Origin of the sequence: Thiohalocapsa sp. ML1, from assembly GCF_001469165.1 — a bacterium.
In the GTDB taxonomy this organism is placed as follows: Bacteria; Pseudomonadota; Gammaproteobacteria; order Chromatiales; family Chromatiaceae; genus Thiohalocapsa.
This window is the reverse complement of record NZ_JABX01000008.1, coordinates 1-17,497: the sequence shown is the minus strand read 5'-3', so window position 1 is coordinate 17,497 and position 17,497 is coordinate 1. Positions and strand designations below refer to the sequence as shown.

Below are 17,497 nucleotides of genomic sequence, written 5' to 3'. Positions count from 1 at the left end.
AATCATGGCTTCGGCTTGCGAGTAGTAGCGGGAGCGCCCGCACGCCGGGCTGGCGGACTCAGCGCGCATCGTCTTGCCAAAAGGCCCGGTACCCGAAGGATGAGGCCGCGTCCGCCTAGAGTCGGCCATTCCCCGTGAACGCGACTCGGCCGATCCGCGGCACGGCGCCAACCGCGCAAGCCCCCGACATCGGGCAGAGCATCGCCGCCCCTGAGCTACGGACCGTGGCTCCCGACCGCTGCCTTGGTGGTCCTCGTCCTGCTGGCTGCGCTCGTTGTATCCCCCCGAAAACGGCCGCGCCTAGCGTGACGCGGGAGCCCGCGGGAGCCCGCGGGAGCACCGGCAGCGCAGCGACGTCCCCGAACGGCGCTTACTGTTTCGATGCGGCGATCTGCGCGCGCAACCGAGCAAGCTCCGCTTCGGCCTGTCGGCGCGCGGCGGCCTCGGTCTCGGCGCGCTCGGTCGCGAGCTCGGCGCGCGCGGCCTCGGTCTCGGCGCGTGCGGCCTCCGTCTCTGCGCGCTCAGTCGCGAGCTCCGCGCGTGCCGCCTCGGCCTCTGCGCGTGCGGCCTCCGTCTCTGCGCGCTCGGTCGCGAGCCCGGCACGCGCGGCCTCGGCCGCGGCGCGCTGCTCGGCCGCGGTCCAGCCGGGCAGCACGAAGCCCGCGTAAACCGGGTCGGCGCGCAGGCTGTCCCAGTCCGGCTGCGCGCAGAGGTCGCGTTGGCGGAACTGGAAGCCGGGCAGCACCCGCGAGCGGATGATGCCGTCGGTTGCCGGCAGCGGCACGTAGTGGCCGGCTGCGTCCAGGGCGTAAAAGGCCTGGTGCTCGTCGCGGTGGGAGAGGATGTAATACTCGGGCACGCCGCCGCCGGCGTATTCGCCGTGCTTGGTGACGGTGTCGCGGCGAATGTCCCGCTGGCGCCGGTCGGACAAGGCCTCGATGCAGAGGTCAAACACGCCCGGATAGGAGGCCATGCCGGAGCGCAAGGGCTCGGGATTGTCCCGGCGGACCACACCCAAGTCCGGCCGGCGGATGACGGTCTTCTCAGCCAGCGCGAGCCGAAAGCCCATGTCCAGCACCACCCAGTCGGCGATGGGGTGGACCTTAAGAAAGTGCTCCAGCAGACCCATGAGCCACTTGTAGACGGCGATGGTGTCCCAGCTCGACACGGGCTTCTCCTCCAGCCGGCCGTTGTTCCATTCGTAGCAGATGTCCGCGGCTTGGTAGTACTCGGCCCAGTAGTCCGCCTCCGACACGCGGCGGCCGTCCTCGGAGCGGGGCTCAATGGCGTCGTCGGGGGCGGGATAGGCCTTGGTGCGGACCGGCGCGGGCTCGGTCGCTGCGCTGTGGGTCATGACGGCAGAAAAAAGGCTGGAAACTGTGCCAAAGAGCCTAGCACAGGCGCCGAATCATGGCTTCGGCTTGCGAGCAGTAGCGGGAGCGCCCGCACGCCGGGCTGGCGGCCTCAGCGCGCATCGTCTCGTCGGTGGCCCCGCGCTGCGGATCAGCGTCAGCGCTTCGGCCCCAGCGGCTCTGTCGCACGGGTCCGCCTGCTCAAGGTTGTCGGCAGGGGGCCTCAATTCGGGCGCTTCCAGGCGCGTTTCTAGAGGTTAGACCGGCGCCAGCGGACGAAGCCCGCGCACGGGGCGCGGGAGCGCCCGCAGATGCGCGACACCGCTGGAGCGGTGTCGCGAGGCCATCTCTAGCCGGCTGATCGCGCGCGGCACCAGCTCTTCGCGGCTCTGCCGCGCTGCGACCAGGCGACGCATCGGCCCCTAGCCTGGGCACGGGGCGCGGGAGCGCCCGCAGATGCGCGACACCGCTGGAGCGGTGTCGCGAGGCCATACTTGCCCCATCTGCGCCGCGCTTCTTCGCGCGTCGCCCGTCATACTGCGCCCGTCCCGCCTTCAAACTTCCAACGCCAAGCCTCAAACTTCACCCTTCGCGCTCCAGCCTTCAAACTTCACTCTTCAAACTTCAAACTTTTCTTCAATGCGGCTGGAAAAAATCAAACTGACCGGGTTCAAGTCCTTCGTGGACGCAACCACGGTGCCTTTCCCGAGCAATCTGGTCGGTGTTGTAGGGCCGAACGGCTGCGGCAAGTCCAATGTCATCGATGCCGTGCGCTGGGTGATGGGAGAGAGCTCGGCGAAGATGCTGCGCGGCGAGTCCATGGCCGACGTCATCTTCAACGGCAGTACCGGGCGCAAGCCGGTCGGCATGGCCGGCATTGAGCTGACCTTCGACAACAGCCAGGGCCGTGCCGGCGGGGAGTTTGCGAAGTTCACCCAGATCGCCGTCAAGCGCCAGGTCTCGCGCGACGGCCAGTCGGCCTATTTTCTGAACGGCGCTCGCTGCCGGCGCCGCGACATCCAGGATCTGTTTCTCGGCACCGGCATGGGGCCGCGCAGCTACGCCATCATCGAGCAGGGCATGATCTCGCGCTTCATCGAGGCCAAGCCCGATGAGCTCAGGCTCTTCATCGAGGAGGCCGCCGGCATCTCCAAGTACAAGGAGCGCCGGCGCGAGACCGAGACCCGCATCCGCCACACCCGCGAGAACTTAGACCGCCTGAACGACCTGCGCGATGAGGTCGGCAAGCAGCTCAAGCACCTGGAGCGCCAGGCCGAGACCGCCGAGAAGTACCGCAAGCTCAAGCAGGACGAGCGCACGCTGGAGGATGAGCTGATCGCGCTGCGCTGGCGCGAGCTGGATCATGATCTCGGGCAGCGCGACCGGGCGCTCGCCGAGCTCGACATCGACCTGGAGCGCCGCCGCGCCGAGCAGCGCCGGCTGGAGGCGCAGATCGAGGCGGACCGCGACGCCCACGCGGAGGCGTCCGAGGGCTTCAACACCGTGCAGGGCCGCTGGTACGCCGTCGGTGCCGAGATCGCGCGGCTGGAGCAGGCCATCCGCTTCGCCGACGAGAACCGCACCCGCCAGGAGTCGGAGCTGGCGCGGGTGCGCGGCGAGCTGGCCGGCGCCGAGGACCATCGCGAGCGGGACACGGCGCGGCTTACCGAGCTGACGGCGGAGCTGGCGCGCGACGAGCCGGCACTGATTGAGCTCGCCGAGCGCATGGCCGCGGCCGGCGACGAGGTCGGCGCCGCCGAGGAGCGCCTCGACGCCTGGCAGGCCGCTTGGGACGCCCTGCAGGAGGGCCCAGGCGGCCCCACCGAGCGCGCGCAGAGCGAGCGCGGGCGCATCAACGACCTGGAGCGGCGCATCGCCCGCGCCGACCAGCGCGCCGCGCGCATCGCCGACGACCGCGCCAAGCTCGACACCACCGAGCTCAGCGCTCGCCTCGTGCAGCTCACCGAGCGCTCCGAGGCGCTGGACGAGCAGATCGCCGCCGCCGCCGATGCCCAGGCCGAGAGCGCCGATTGGCTGCGCCGGCTGGACGAGGAGCGCACGGCCGTCGCCGCCCGCCTGGACGCCGCGCGCACGGAGCTGCAGACCTGCCGCGGCCGGCAGGCGTCGCTGGAGGCCCTGCAGGACGCCGCCCTGGAGCACGGCGACGACGCCGTCGGGCTGTGGGTCGAGGCGCAGGGCCTCGGCGACGTGCCGCGGCTGGTGGACAGCATCGAGGTGGACGCCGGCTGGGAGGCCGCCGCCGAGGCCGTGCTCGCGGACATGCTCGCCGCGCTCTGCGTCGCCGATCTCGACGCCCATGGTCCCAAGCTCGACTGCGGCCCCCTGGGCTTGCTCGGGCCCGGGTTGCGGCACGATCCGGACCCCCGCGACCCGCCCGCCGATAGCCTCGCGGCCAAGGTCCGCTGCCCCTGGCCGCTGCATGGGCTGCTGCACGGCATCCGCATCACCAACACGCTGCCCGAGGCCCTGTCCCGGCGCGGCGAGCTCGGCCCCGGCGAGCGCATCGTCACCCGCGACGGCGCCCAGGTCGGCCGCGACTGGCTGCAGCGCCCGGGCGACGGGCCCAAGGTCGCGGGCACCCTGGCGCGGGCCGAGGCGCTGCGGGCCCTGCATGGCGAGATCGACGAGCTGGAGCAGGTGATCGCCGCGCTGGTCGAGCAGCACGATGCGCTCGCCGAGCGCCGCCGGGGCCTGGAGCAGGCCCGCGACGATGCGCTGGACACCGTGAGCCGGCTGAGCCGCGAGCGCGCCGCGCTCGATGCCGAGCTCGGCGCCGGGCGCTCGCGCCTGGAGCACATGCGCGAGCGCGTCGCGACGCTGGATGAGGAGCTCCAGGAGCTGATCGAGGGGCGTGGCGAGGCCGCCGACGAGATCGACGGCGCCCGCGAGCGCCTGCACGCGGCGCTGGAAGAGACCGACCGGCTCGCCGCCGAGCGCACCGCGCTCGGGGTCGAGCGCGATGCGCTGCGCGGGCGCGTCGCCGAGGCCCGCGCCGCGGAGACGGCGCTGCGCGATGAGCGCCAGCGGCTGACGGTCGCCATCGAGACCCGCCGCACCTCGGCCACCGCGCTCAAAGATCAACTGGAGCGCGCCGCGGGCCAGTTGGAGGCCCTCACCGAGCGCCGCGACGAGCTGATCGAGGCGCTGACCGAGGCCGCGGAGCCCATCGCTGAGCAGCGCGAGCAGCGCGACGAGCAGCTCGCGCTGCGGCTCGAGGTGGAGGCCGAGCTCGGCGCCGCACGCGAGCAGATGGAGTCCCTCGACCAAGCGGTGCGCGAGGCCGAGCAGCGCCGCCAGCGCGTGGAGCAGGACATCGCCGGGGTGCAGTCGGAGCTGGACGCGAAACGTCTGGAGCGCCAGGAGCGGCTGGTCCGCCGGCGCACGCTGGAGGAGCAGCTCGCCGCGCGCGGCGGCGCCATGGCCGGGCTCGTGGCCGGTCTCGACGCCACCGCCACCAGCGCGGCCCACGAGGCGGCGCTCGCGCAGGTGCAGGCCCGCATCGAGCGCCTGGGCAACATCAACCTCGCGGCCATCGACGAGTTTCGCGAGCAGTCCGAGCGCATCCGCTACCTGGACGAGCAGCACGCGGACATCAGCGAGTCCCTGGAGACGCTGGAGTCCGCCATCCGCAAGATCGACCGCGAGACCCGCTCGCGCTTCCAGGACACCTTCGACCGCGTCAACCAGGGCTTGAAGCAGCTCTTTCCGCGCGTCTTCGGCGGCGGGCACGCCTATCTGGAGCTCACCGGCGAGGACCTGCTCGACACCGGCGTGACGATCATGGCGCGCCCGCCCGGCAAGCGGAACGCGAGCATCCATCTGCTCTCGGGCGGCGAGAAGGCGCTGACGGCGGTCGCGCTGGTGTTCGCGATCTTCCAGCTCAATCCGGCGCCCTTCTGCATGCTGGACGAGGTGGACGCGCCGCTCGACGACGCCAACGTCGGGCGCTTCTGCGAGCTGGTGCGCTCCATGTCGGACCAGGTGCAGTTCATCTTCATCACCCACAACAAGGTGACGATGGAGATCGCCGACCACCTCATCGGCGTCACGATGCATGAGCCCGGTGTCTCGCGGCTCGTGTCCGTCGATGTGGAAGAGGCGGCAAAGCTGGCCGCGATCTCCTGAGCCGGCGCCGACCGACGCCGGGGCGCGCTGATATACTGCGGCCGGCGATGCGCGCCCGCGCATTAGAGCAAGTCAGCAAGTCAGCCTGGGGGAGGGCACCGAATGGATGCCGCGACACTGCGCCTGATTCTCGTGGTCATCGGGGCCGTGTTCCTGATCGCGCTCTATCTTTGGGAGCGCCAGCGTGCCGAAGGCGCGGAACGGCCGCGCGTCCGCAGCCGCCGCCGAGCCCCGCAGCCCAAGCGCGCCACGACCGGGACCAAGTACGAGCCGAACATCGGGCGCTTCACCGACGACGAGCTCGACCAGGGCGGCACCGCCCTCGGCTATGCCTATGCGTCCGAGGCGAGCACGGCGCCGCAAGCCGATTGGGACGACCATGCGTCCTATGACGACGATGCGGACGAAGCCTCAACAGAGCCCGCTGAGCCGGCCCGTGATGAGCTGTTGATCCAGCTCTACATCACCAGCGCCGGTGGCGCTTTCGCGGGTGACGAGATCTTGAGCGCGGCGGAGCGCTGCAACCTTCACCCCGGCGAGATGGACATCTTCCATCGCACCCGCGGCGACGAGCCGGATGCGGAGCCCCTGTTCAGCATGGCCAACCTGGTCAAGCCCGGCACCTTCCCGTTTGACGACATGAGCGAGTTCGCGAGCCCCGGGCTTGCCGTGTTCGGGCAGTTCCGCGGCGAGCCGAGCGATCTTATGGTCTTCGACGAGATGCTCGACGCCGCGCGCGTCATGGCGGAGCTTTTGGGCGGCGACATCCGCGGCCCGCGGCGCGAGCCGTTGCGCGATGCCGATGCCAAGGCCCTGCGCGCCCGGGTCCGCGCCCTGCTGCACGGCGGCGATTAAGGACCGCGCTAGGCCGTGAGCGCCCCCCCGGAGGCAAGCGAATCTGCGGTGCAGCGTGCCGCCGAGCTGCGCCGGGCGCTGCACCATCACAACCATCGCTATTACGTCCTCGATGATCCGGAGATCACCGACGCCGAGTACGATCGGCTGTTCCGTGAGCTCCAGGCGCTGGAGACGGCCCACCCGCAGCTCTGCACGCCCGATTCACCGACGCGGCGGGTGGGCGCCGCGCCCGGCGAGCGCTTTGCCGAGGCCCGCCACCGGGTGCCGATGCTCTCCCTCGGCAACGCCCGCACCGACGTGGACATTCAGGACTTCGACCGCCGCATCCGCAAGGATCTGGGCGTGGACCGCGTCGACTATGTCGCCGAGCCGAAGCTCGACGGCCTCGCCATCAGCCTGCTCTACGAAGACGGCGTGCTCGTGCGCGGCGCCACCCGCGGCGACGGCAGCGTCGGCGAGGACGTGACCGCACAGGTGCGCACCATCGGCGCCGTGCCGCTGCGACTTTCCGGTAGCGGCTGGCCGCGGCTCATCGAGGTTCGCGGCGAGGTCTACCTGCCGCTGGCGGCCTTCGCGCGGCTCAATGCCGAGATGCTCGCAGCCGGCCAGTCGCCGTTCAAGAACCCCCGCAACGCCGCCGCCGGCAGCCTGCGCCAGCTCGACCCCGCCGTCACCGCGGGCCGGCCGCTGACCATGTTCTGCTACGGTTTCGGCGCCGTGGAGGGCGGGGAGCTGGGTCCGAGCCAGAGCGATGCGCTTGCGGCCTTCCGCGCCTGGGGGCTGCGGGTGTCGCCGGAGTCCCGCGTCGTCGGCGGCGCCGAGGGCTGCATCGACTACCACCGCGGCATCGGCGCGCGCCGCGACGCGCTCGACTACGAGATCGACGGCGTCGTCTTCAAGGTCAACGATATCGCCGCGCAGCGCGCGCTCGGCTTTCGCGCGCGCGACCCCGTCTGGGCCATCGCCTACAAGTATCCGGCGCGGGAGGAGCAGACCGTCGTGCGCGCGGTCGAGTTCCAGGTCGGGCGCACCGGCGCCGTCACGCCCGTGGCGCGACTGGAGCCGGTGGACGTGGCCGGCGTCACCGTCTCCAACGCGACGCTGCACAACATCGACGAGGTGCATCGCAAGGACGTCCGCGTCGGCGACACGGTCATGGTTCGGCGCGCCGGCGACGTGATTCCGGAGGTCGTCGCGGTGGTCGAGTCGCTGCGCCCGGCCGGCACCGAGCCGGTGCAGTTGCCGGCGCAGTGCCCGGTCTGCGGCTCGGATGTGATCCGCGCCGACGGCGAGGCGGTGGCCCGCTGCAGCGGCGGCCTGAGCTGCGCCGCGCAGCGCAAGGAGGCGCTGAAGCACTTCGCCGCGCGGCGGGCGATGGATATCGATGGCCTGGGCGAGAAGCTGATCGAGCAGTTGGTGGATCAGGGCCTGGTGCATGATCCCGCGGATCTCTACCGGCTCGGCCTCGACGACTACGCCGGGCTCGATCGCATGGGCGCAAAGTCCGCGCAGAACCTGCTCGACGCGCTGGACCGCAGCCGCCGCACGACGCTCGCGCGCTTCATCTACGCGCTCGGCATCCGCGAGGTGGGCGAGGCGACCGCGGCGGCGCTGGCGGCGCATTTCCGCGACCTTGAGCCGCTGATGCAGGCCGGCCTGGACGGCTTGCTCCACGACGAGCCGGGCATCGAGGGCGTCGGCGAGAAGACCGCGACCGCGCTGCTGGACTGGCTCGCGGCCCATCCGGACGCCGCGCCCGGCGACGAGCCCTTGGCGGACTGGCTCGCCGGGCTCGGCCTGCTGCGGGCCCCGCAGGCGGCGCGCATCGCCGAGCGCTGGCCGGACGCGGCGGCGCTGCGCCGGGCGCAGGTCGCCGAGCTCACGGGCGGCAAGCGCAGCCGCGTCGAGGGCGTCGGCCCCATTGTCGCCGCGCACATCGCGAGCTTCTTCCAACAGCCGCACAACCGCGAGGTCATCGACAAGCTGCTGGACCCGAGCATCGGCGCCATCCGTTGGGAAGCACCGCCCGCCGCGGCCGGCACGGAGACCTCCGACGCCGCTGCCGCGCCCCTCGCGGGCAAGACCATTGTCATCACCGGCACGCTGAGCCGCCCGCGGGACGCCGTGAAGGGCATGCTGGAGGGCTTGGGTGCCAAGGTCACGGGCAGCGTGTCCGGGAGCACGGACTACGTCCTCGCCGGCGTCGAGGCAGGCTCCAAGCGGGCGAAGGCCGAAGCGCTCGGCGTCGCCATCCTCGACGAGGCGGGGCTCGCGGCGCTGACGGACGGTGCCTACCGGCCCGCCGCCGTCGATACCTGACCAAAGGGGTCGCTTTCCGCGGCCGCGCGAGCGATGAATAATGCCCCCGCCGCCCCGACCCTACAGGCCGTGGCGACGCCCATCAGGCCCGGAGACCCGAGCCCGGCGGGTCTTGGCCGAGTCAAGCCCAGCTCTGCCGCACGCGGGCGCCGCGTCGCCGGCCAACCGAACAGCACATCACGGGGGAGGACCCACATGCACGAGCTCAGTCAAGAGCAGCAGATTCTGCTGGCGATGCGCAAGACGCTCGCCGCCATCATCAAGGACGTGACGCCGCCGCCCGGGATGCAGCACCCGCTGTCCAACAACACCATCCAGGACGTGCGCCAGTGCCTGGCGCTGATCTCCGCCCGCGAAAAGGAGCTCGCGGACCAGGACGGCCGCGGCGGCGAGCGCCCGTACTACGCCGACGAGCCGCAGGCCGCGCAGGTGGTGCCCATCGCCGCGCTCAAGCGTCCCCGGGACAAAGGTTGATTCGCCGCTCCATGCCCCGGTCTTTGCCCCTATCCCTGCGCCCGCTGCCGCGTGCCGCCATCGTTGTCGGCGCTGCGCTCGCGCTCGCAGCGACGTCGGCTGCGGCTTGGCAGAACCGGATCTCGACACCCGACCCGGGGGCGATGCCGACCTGGACCTACAGCGGCGAGAAGGGGCCGGAGCGCTGGGCCGAGTTGGACCCGGCCTTTGGCGCCTGCGGCGGCGGCGAGAAGCAATCGCCGGTGGAGCTGACCGAGGCCGTCGCGGTGCACGCGGCCTGCGAGCCGCTGCGGTTTCGCTATCGCAGCAGCTCGCTGTACGTGACCAACGACGGCCGCGCACTGCGCCTGGGCTACGACCGGGGCAGCTTTCTCGTCGTCGAGGGATTGAGCTATGAGCTGGTCGAGGTCCGCTTTCACGTGCCCTCGGAGCACGTCATCGACGGCGTTGCGGCGGACGCCGAGGTGCAGCTCATCCACGCGAACAACCGCGGCGATATCGCCGTGGTCGCGGTGCCGCTGGTGGCGGGCCTACGCGTGAACCAGGTGCTGAGCCGCGTGCTGGCGCATGCGCCGCGCGAGTCGGGCGGCACCTTCTATGGCCGCAACGTCGGCGTCAATCCGACCTTTCTGCTGCCGGGCCGCAAGGACTACTTCGCCTACATCGGCTCGCTGACCCGGCCGCCCTGCACCGAGGGCGTGCACTGGTACGTGCTGAGCACGCCGGTGGAGGTGGCCACCGCCGACCTGCGCCAGCTCGCGGCACTGGTGGGACCGAACAACCGGCCGCTGCAACGCCTCGGCAACCGGCGCGTGACCAAGGCCTGCCTGCCCTGAACAGCATCGCCCGAGTGGCCACCGGCGCGGTGCCGGATTACGGGCAGCGCGGCGCGAAGCGCCATCAGAACCGGCACAGGGTCTCGCCGCCGTGCTCGATCCAGCCGTGGACCATTCTCGGTGTTGTCATGCCGCTCGCGCAGCGGCCGGCCGCGTCGATGCAAATAACGCCGCCGCGGCCGCGCACCTTGCGGGTGAGATAACCGATGCCGTAGGCCACGGCGCCGGCGGCATCGACGCCGGTGAACTGGATGGCGTCGGCGATGGTCTTGGCGAACACCGTGCGCATGAACTCCTCGCCGTAGCCGGTGGCCGAGACGGCGCAGGTCTCGTTGTCGGCGTAGACGCCGGCGCCGATGATGGGAGAGTCGCCGATCCGCCCCATGCGCTTGTTGACGATGCCGCCGGTGGACGTGGCGGCAGCCAGATTGCCGGCGCGGTCGCGGGCGACGGCGCCGATGGTGCCGTACTTCTGTGCGTCGCCGTCCGCGTCGTGGTCGAGCATGATGCGTCCGCGCAGTTGCGCCTGCTCCAGTTGCCGGATGCGGTCGGGCGTGAAGAAGTAATGGTCCGGCGTCAGCTTCATGCCGCAGTGCTCGGCGAAGCGCAGCGCGCCGTCGCCGATGAGGAGCACGTGCTCGCTGCCGTCCATGACGAGCCGCGCGAGCTGCACGGGGTTCGCGATGTTGCCGATGGCGGCAACGGCACCGGCGGCGAGATCGCGCCCGTCCATGATGCCGGCGTCCATCTCCACCTTGCCGTTCTCGTTCAGCACCGAGCCGCAGCCGGCGTTGAACAGCGGGTCGTCCTCCAACTGCGATGCGCAGGACTCCACGGCCTCGGTGGCGCTCGCCCCCTGCTCCAGGATGGAGCGGCCGTGCTCCAACACCACGCGGATGCTCTCGAGATAGCGCACGGCCGTGCGCTCGTCCTGGACGTTGTCGAGGGCCCCGGCACCGCCGTGGACCATGAGGGAGAAGCTGTCGTGCATGGCGTGGCTGACCTTGGCGTGGCTGACCTTGGCGCGGCGGTTTACGGGTGCGCAATCGCTATCGAAATCGCTGTCGCTATCGAAATCGCTTTCGCGATCGACACGACACCGGGCCACGAGAAGCGCGACGTCTACCGTCTTTTCGATCGGTTGATCAGAACATCTATCGCGATTAGATGCGCGATTTTGATTTCGATACCGATACCGATACCGATACCGATACCGATTTCGATGAAGACGGCGTTCTTTGGACGCCGACCATGAGGGAGATTGCGGCCAGGAACGGGTTGCTCAAGGCGGTCCTTCCCACCCTTGTGGGTGCGAAGGCTCCGCCCGCTAGAGCCGCTGCAGCAGGACCCGCTCCAAGGCTTGCTGCTGCTCCGGGCTGCCCGCGAGCAGCACCAGGAGCTTGCCCACGAGGATCGGCCCCCAATTGACCAGCACGATACCGGTGCCGGTGTCGGGGTCGTACTCGATGCCGGTGAGGTCGAGGTCGGCGAGGGTGCGGTGCCGGGTTGCGTAGGCCTTCGCGAGCCAATGCGCGATGCCAAGCTTGTGCGCGACGGCCGTGGGATAGCTGGCGCCGTTGTAACGCGGATTGCATTCGATGGCGAGAAAGCGCGGCGCCGCGGCGTCGCCGACCACGGCCACGTCGAAGGCGTACACGCCGCGCATGCCCTCGGCATGCAGCCAGTGTGCCATCGGCTCCACCGCCTCCCAGGGGGCATGCGCGGCAGGGTGGCGGTTGCCCTGATGCACGAAGCCGTTTAGCACCTGCTCCGTGGCCGCGTGCCGCGCGGGACCGTTCTCGGTGGCGCTGTACTGGAGGTTCAGGAAGCAGTCGGTGACGACCTCTTCCTGGATCTGCACCGGGGTGTCCGGTGCGAACCGGCCGATGGCCGCACGCAGCTCGGCGGCGTCGGCGCAGCGATGGATGCCGATGCCGGACACCGACAGCGCCGCCTTGATGTAGCAGGGGCAGGGCGCGGCTGCGATGTCCGCCGCCGTGATGTCGCCGGCGCGCTCGAAGGGCGTTGTCAGCGGCACCGGCACGCCGAGCTCCGCCGCCAGGGACATGAAGGTGTTCTTCGAATTGATGGCCTGCACGGCGTGGAACCAGCCCGGGTCCGGGCGGGCCGCGTGCTCGTCGGCGCCGAAGAAGAACACGGACAGCTCATAGTCCGGGCGCTCCGCGAGCCGCGCATGGCTCAGGTCCCAAAGCACCGCATCGCTGTGACGCAGGCCGATGCGCCGGTAATGCGCTGTGACGTGCTCCCACTGGCCGGCTAGGTCCGGGTGGAGCTGGATCAGGTCGCCGGGCTCGCTCACGGCAAGCGCACGCCCCGAATACAGGTGGTTGCCCACGACGCCATCGGCGGTGCAGCCCATGATGTCGTGGTTCAGGATACGCCGCTGCCGGCCCGTGGTGGTCGGTTCTGCCAAGGCTGTGCCCTCGCACACTGCTGTGCAGATCCCGCGGTCGCGGAACCCTCCGTGCGCACGGTTAAGCAAAATCAATGCCATCAATCATTTGCGCTGCGGCGGCAGGTCGCCCGCCGCGGCGCCAAGGGCCGAGGCGCCATGCTCGGCGATGCCTGCCCTTGTCGGTCCGCCGCTGCGCCGCGCTGGGGCTTTGCCGCGGTGCGCTGCCCGTCGCCGCTGCACCAAAACGGGGCCGTCCGTGCGGTTACGCTACAGCGTGCGCTGGCCCTCAGGCGGACGGTGTCGAGCCCTGTGGCTCCAGGAAGGTGCGCCGAAAGCGGTCGCACTTATCGATGAGGTCCCGCGTGCTCTTCGGCATCGGCACCCGGGCGCGAACGATGTGGCTCACCAGCGCGGTGCCGGCCTTCAGGATGCGGTTCGCCTCCTGGGCCTCGTGGATGTCCCGCGGCGTCGGGGCCGGCGGCAGTTGGGGTTGGACGCGTTTCAAGCGGTCGCTGGCAACGACGAAGGCGGGCCAGACGCTGAAAATGATGGGGTCCGTGCGCAAGGTCTCGGTCTTGCGCTTGGCGGTATCGGCGAGGTCGTCCAGGAGCGGGCGCAGCTCCGGCAACTGCCTGCTGCCCTCGAAGGTCGCGGCGATGGTCGCGGTAATGCGGTCGATGTCGCGCATGGTCAGCGCAATCTTGACGTAGCGGCTCTCGTAGAAGGCGGCGATGGGTTGGCTGAAGGCCTTGAAGGGCTCGCCCCAGAGCTCGTCGATACCCTCGTCGCCGCCGCGGTGGCGCACCAGCCGGCCGAGCTCCAGCGCCTCCAGCAGGTACTGGCCGCACTCGTGCATCAGCGCGTCGTCCGGCTCCACCTGGACGCCATCCTCTTGCAGCTCCACGAGCTTGGTGAAGATGGTGGCCGCACGGTTGAACAGGGCGCCGGCGAGCATGGCACCATTGACGCGCTTGCGATCGGGCTCGGTCTCGCGCTCGTAGGCGGCGCGGGCCTCCGCCAAGCGGAAACCCGGGATGTTGATGCCGTGCTCGACGTGGTTGAACAGCCGGCGGGTCAGGGCCTCGATCAGCGCCTTCTTGGCGGCCAGGGTCTCGGGCGGTGGCTCGTAGTATTTGATCCAGTAGCCGTCGGTGAAGATGCAGGTCCGGCCGTCCACTTCGGCCATGGTGCCGTTCTCGGGCGCCCCGTCATCGGCGACGGTCGGCTGCCGGGAGCGCTGGTCGGCGCTTGGGTTCTGGGCCTCGCTCTGCATGCTGGGTGGCGGCGCTCCGGCGCGGCGGTGTTGGCTGGCGGGAAGACTGATCAGGCGGCGCCGCAGGCCGACAGGGACCGGGAGCCGTCTCGGTCAACGCGCTCCGTGCAGCAACCGGGCCAAGCGGCGAGGGCGTGATGGGCGGCTCGGCTGCGCCTTCGCGCACGCTTGGTCTTTTAAGCCCGGGGCCCCTTCGCTCCGCGATCGCGGCAGCGCCACGGGGCTTGATGGCTCTGCAAGCATTCTGCGCCAACGCCAATTCTAAGGCAGTGGCGCCATTTTGGGCGCGGGAAGTGCGCGGTTGCAACTGTGCAAACAGTATTCGAACCGTGCGGCAACCAGTTGAAAAAACTTGGTTCTTTGCATCGGAGCGATTATTATCGGGCGTCTTGGGTGCGGTGCCGTTCATCCCTTTGTACACGCCGTCTACCCATTTTCCGCCACAGCGACGCGGGTGCAACAGGCGAAGCGCATGAACCGACCCGAATCGACCGAATCCACCGCTGCGGGTGTTGCGGCAGTCATGGCCACGGAACCGCGTCGCCGCGGCCTGCGCGCGACGCTCCTGTTGCTGTCCGCGGTGGCCATATCCGCCGTGTTTCATATCGGCGACGCGCGTGCGGACGTTGCGGCTGCCGATGCCAAGCTCAAGGGCGCGGGCGCCGCTACGGCCGCCGATGCCAAGCGCAAGGGCGCCGGCGCGGGCGCCGCTGCGCCAGCGGCGCCCGAGCGCAAGGCGCTGCCGCGTCCGCCGAGCAAGTCGCGGCCGGGGCGTGCCGCGGTGAACAAGCTCATCGAGACCCATGCCGCGCGCAACGGCCTCGATCGCGCGCTGGTGCACGCGGTGGTGCGGGCGGAGTCCGGCTACAACGCGCATGCGGTCTCCCCCGCCGGCGCCGTGGGGCTGATGCAGCTCATGCCGGCCACCGCGGCGGACTACGGCGTGCAGTCGGTGTCGGCGCTGTTCGATGCGAGCACCAACGTGCGCATCGGCACGCGGCACCTAAAGCGCCTGGTGTCGCGCTACGGCATCGGCAAGGCCGTGATGGCCTACAACGCGGGCGAGGGTGCGCTGGAGCGTCACGGCGGCTTCGTGCGCTTCGCGGAGACGCAGCGCTACACCCACACCGTGCTCAGCAACTATCTGCAGACCAAGGGCGTCAGCGCCTATTCGGACCAGGCCCGACAGATCACCGGCATCACGTTGACGCCGACCATGGCCAGCGCGGGCGGGGGTAGCCGCAGCGCAGCCGGCGGCCGCTATGCCGGGCGCCTCACGCCGCGGGAGCAGGCACGGCGCATGCGCCGCGCAGACCTGTCGACACTGTCCCTCAAGGTCCGGCCGTCACTGAGCGACCGGGCGCTCGACCCGTCCGCGCACGACGTGGGTCCGGAGAGCAAACCGATGTTCGTGCTCGAACGGCCCGTCTCCGCGACCAACTGACCGGCACCGGCCTGCTAAGTGAAGACTCAAAAATAAGGTGTACAACTTCTTCTAACTACGAAAAACACGAAACATACGAAAAGGTCGGCGGGTGGCCGAGCATTTTTCGCGCTTTTCGCGTGTTTCGTAGTTCCTTTTCAGTCGTCGATGCCCTCGGCTTTGGCGACACAGGTGTTTGAGTTGTTTTTGAACCGTCACTAAGCGGGCCCCGATGGCCGCTCACAGCAGCATGCCCACCACGGCGCCGGTGAGCAGCGTCGCCAGCGTCCCGGCGAGGATCGATCGCAGCCCGAGCCCGGCCACCTCTGCCCGCCGCGTCGGCGCCAGCGCGCCCAAGCCGCCGATCATGATGCCGAGGCTGCCGAAGTTCGCAAAGCCGCACAGGGCGTAGGTCATGATGAGCCGGCTGCGCTCGCTTAAGTCTTCCGCCGGCAGCCGCGCCAGCTCCAGGTACGCGAGCAGCTCGTTCAGCACCGTCTTGATGCCCATGAGCTGGCCCGCAGCGGTGGCCTCCTGCCATGGGATGCCGATGAGCCACACCACCGGCGCGAAGGCCCAACCCAGCATGCGCTGCAGCGTCAGCGGCGCATCGCCGACCTGCGGCAGCAGCGCCAGCGCGGCGTTGCCGAGGCTCACCAGCGCGACCATCACGATGAGCATGGCCATGATGTTCAGCATCAGCGGGAGTGCATCCAATGCACCGCGGGTGATGGCGTCCATGGTGCCCGCGTAGCCCAGGTTCAGCGCCGGCAGCTCGTCCTGCGGGGAGCCGTTGGCACAGGCGCGCGACTGCGGCACCAGGATGCCCGCGATGACGAGTGCGGCCGGTGCGTTCACCAGCGACGCCGTCAGGATGTGGCCCAGCGCGTTCGGCACCGCGTCGCCGAGCAGCGTCGCGTACAGCACCATGACGGTGCCGGCGATGGTGGCCATGCCCGTGGTCATCAGCGCGAACAGCGCGCCGCGGTTCATTGCGCCGAGGTAGGGCTTGATCAAGAGCGGCGACTCCACCATGCCGATGAAGACGTTGGCCGCGGCCCCAAGCCCGAGCGCACCGCCGACGCCCAGCGTCCGCTGCAACAGCCACGCGAAGCCGCGCACCACCACCGGCAGCACCCGCCAGTGGAACAGTACGGCGGCGAGCGCACCGATGACGAGCACCAGCGGCAGCGCGCGGAACGCGAGCACGAAGCTGTTCTCCGGGTAGGCCATCTCGTAGGGCGCCGCGGCACCGCCCAAGTGGCCGAACACGAAGCTCGTACCGGCCTCGGTGGCGCGGTTCAGCGCGAGCACCAGCTCGTTGATGGCGCCGAACAACTGCCGCGCCCCTGGCAGCTTCAAGAGCAGCAGCGCGAGCAGCATTTGCAGCGCGAGCCCGGCCAGCACCAGTCGGGCGCTGATGGCGCGGCGGTCCTCGCTCAGCAGCCAGGCGATGCCGAGCAGCGCGCCGATGCCGAGCGCGCCGCGTCCGAGCTGCACCGTGAGGTCCATCATCGGTTGTTTCGGTGGCGTTGGGGTGGGGGCGTTGCGAGTAGGGAGGTGGAGTTTAACGCCATCGCTGGGCGCCATGCGGGCCGGCTCGCCGGTGGGGCCGACTGCGGTTAGGGGCTGAGGTATCCCCACAACATCGGTCTGGACAGCGAGACTGGGAGCGCCGGCTTTCAGCCGGCTTCGCGCGCCCGGGGCTCGATGCCCCCGGCGTGCGATCGACTGCGCTGGAGCAGGGCGACTACCCATACCGCGCCGCCGGGCGGGCGACCGCGCTTGCGCCCTTGTGCCGGCCCAGGCGACGCCGACGCGGCATCAAGCCGCGACGGCGCCGAGCCGGCTGGAAAGCCGGCGCTCGTACGCCCGTGAGGGCGCATTGTCAGCACGGTGTAAGTCCGTGTCCGGGTATGCCAAGGCCCGGTAGCCGAAGGTAACTGCGTCGCGCCGAGCGAAGGTGGGCAGGAAGGTTGATCCGTGAATGCCATGAAGATGGAGGCGAGATGCCGAGTGCGTCAGTGCCGGAGACGGCTAAACAAGCATACGATCCTCATGATCCACAGACGTGGACGTGGGTGGAGCCATCGGTGTGGAGCGAGCGGATGTTGGCGGCCTTGGGTCTTCGGGGTCAAAGGAGGCAAGTATCGGCGCTGGCCGAATGCCTTCTTCGCTCACCACGGGCTGTTCACCATGACCGCAGCCCATGCCCGGGCGCGCCAATCCCGATGAGGAACCAACCGACCGGAGAGCCGTGTGCGGGAGAACCGCACGCACGGTTCGGAGGGAGGGGAGGCGCAAGCCTCCCCTACCCCTATCAGTCAACACTCCAGTCACTCCCGTCAACACCTCGGACATCAAATGAAGACTACGAGAGCGACAGTGACGGAAGCCCGG

General features: G+C 70.1%; 11 protein-coding genes. 6 read left to right on the top strand and 5 right to left on the bottom strand.

The genetic code is table 11. The annotated features are described in order from the left end of the window. Positions 1–370 precede the first annotated feature (370 nt). A complete protein-coding gene (locus ML01_RS06685; RefSeq protein ID WP_058554629.1) occupies positions 371–1,354 on the bottom strand; it encodes a Uma2 family endonuclease in 984 nt (327 codons plus the stop codon). 637 nt (positions 1,355–1,991) lie between these two features. Between ML01_RS06685 and smc the strand changes: the two genes are divergently transcribed. The 5 genes from smc to ML01_RS06660 all read left to right on the top strand — a co-directional run bounded on the left by smc (position 1,992) and on the right by ML01_RS06660 (position 9,985). Continuing rightward, a complete protein-coding gene (smc, locus tag ML01_RS06680) occupies positions 1,992–5,498 on the top strand; it encodes a chromosome segregation protein SMC (protein WP_058554628.1) in 3,507 nt (1,168 codons plus the stop codon). A gap of 102 nt (positions 5,499–5,600) precedes the next feature. Next, positions 5,601–6,353 (top strand): cell division protein ZipA C-terminal FtsZ-binding domain-containing protein, encoded by a 753-nt coding sequence (locus ML01_RS30110; protein ID WP_058554627.1) that lies wholly within the window; start codon positions 5,601–5,603, stop codon positions 6,351–6,353. A gap of 15 nt (positions 6,354–6,368) precedes the next feature. Further along, a complete protein-coding gene (ligA, locus tag ML01_RS06670) occupies positions 6,369–8,675 on the top strand; it encodes an NAD-dependent DNA ligase LigA (RefSeq protein WP_058554626.1) in 2,307 nt (768 codons plus the stop codon). A 195-nt stretch (positions 8,676–8,870) separates the two neighbouring features. Continuing rightward, complete coding sequence (locus ML01_RS06665; protein WP_058554625.1) at positions 8,871–9,149, top strand: hypothetical protein; 279 nt, start codon at positions 8,871–8,873, stop codon at positions 9,147–9,149. An 11-nt stretch (positions 9,150–9,160) separates the two neighbouring features. Then, complete coding sequence (locus tag ML01_RS06660; RefSeq protein ID WP_082674027.1) at positions 9,161–9,985, top strand: carbonic anhydrase; 825 nt, start codon at positions 9,161–9,163, stop codon at positions 9,983–9,985. A 64-nt stretch (positions 9,986–10,049) separates the two neighbouring features. Here ML01_RS06660 and ML01_RS06655 read toward each other — a convergent pair whose 3' ends face one another. The 3 genes from ML01_RS06655 to ML01_RS06645 form a co-directional block, all read right to left on the bottom strand. Next, positions 10,050–10,976, bottom strand: coding sequence for an isoaspartyl peptidase/L-asparaginase family protein (locus ML01_RS06655; protein WP_058554742.1), 927 nt, complete (start codon positions 10,974–10,976; stop codon positions 10,050–10,052). A gap of 336 nt (positions 10,977–11,312) precedes the next feature. Then, entirely contained in the window at positions 11,313–12,419 is a 1,107-nt protein-coding gene (locus tag ML01_RS06650; RefSeq protein WP_254045156.1) for an ATP-grasp domain-containing protein, read from the bottom strand. 268 nt (positions 12,420–12,687) lie between these two features. Further along, entirely contained in the window at positions 12,688–13,674 is a 987-nt protein-coding gene (locus ML01_RS06645; protein ID WP_371258188.1) for a hypothetical protein, read from the bottom strand. A 472-nt stretch (positions 13,675–14,146) separates the two neighbouring features. Between ML01_RS06645 and ML01_RS06640 the strand changes: the two genes are divergently transcribed. Next, the gene (locus ML01_RS06640; RefSeq protein WP_254045155.1) at positions 14,147–15,118 is read left to right on the top strand and encodes a lytic transglycosylase domain-containing protein; all 972 of its coding nucleotides are present in this window, start codon (positions 14,147–14,149) and stop codon (positions 15,116–15,118) included. Between the two features lie 219 nt (positions 15,119–15,337). Here ML01_RS06640 and ML01_RS06635 read toward each other — a convergent pair whose 3' ends face one another. Then, positions 15,338–16,612, bottom strand: coding sequence for a nucleoside transporter C-terminal domain-containing protein (locus ML01_RS06635; protein WP_058554622.1), 1,275 nt, complete (start codon positions 16,610–16,612; stop codon positions 15,338–15,340). Positions 16,613–17,497 lie beyond the last annotated feature (885 nt).

Bases quoted from the DNA above. Each gene is read 5' to 3' on its own strand.
- smc (WP_058554628.1), top strand. From the start codon at position 1,992: ATGCGGCTGGAAAAAATCAAACTGACCGGGTTCAAGTCCTTCGTGGAC.
- ML01_RS06685 (WP_058554629.1), bottom strand. From the start codon at position 1,354: ATGACCCACAGCGCAGCGACCGAGCCCGCGCCGGTCCGCACCAAGGCC.
- ML01_RS30110 (WP_058554627.1), top strand. From the start codon at position 5,601: ATGGATGCCGCGACACTGCGCCTGATTCTCGTGGTCATCGGGGCCGTG.
- ML01_RS06665 (WP_058554625.1), top strand. From the start codon at position 8,871: ATGCACGAGCTCAGTCAAGAGCAGCAGATTCTGCTGGCGATGCGCAAG.
- ML01_RS06635 (WP_058554622.1), bottom strand. From the start codon at position 16,612: ATGATGGACCTCACGGTGCAGCTCGGACGCGGCGCGCTCGGCATCGGC.
- ML01_RS06655 (WP_058554742.1), bottom strand. From the start codon at position 10,976: ATGCACGACAGCTTCTCCCTCATGGTCCACGGCGGTGCCGGGGCCCTC.
- ML01_RS06645 (WP_371258188.1), bottom strand. From the start codon at position 13,674: ATGCAGAGCGAGGCCCAGAACCCAAGCGCCGACCAGCGCTCCCGGCAG.
- ML01_RS06640 (WP_254045155.1), top strand. From the start codon at position 14,147: ATGAACCGACCCGAATCGACCGAATCCACCGCTGCGGGTGTTGCGGCA.
- ML01_RS06660 (WP_082674027.1), top strand. From the start codon at position 9,161: ATGCCCCGGTCTTTGCCCCTATCCCTGCGCCCGCTGCCGCGTGCCGCC.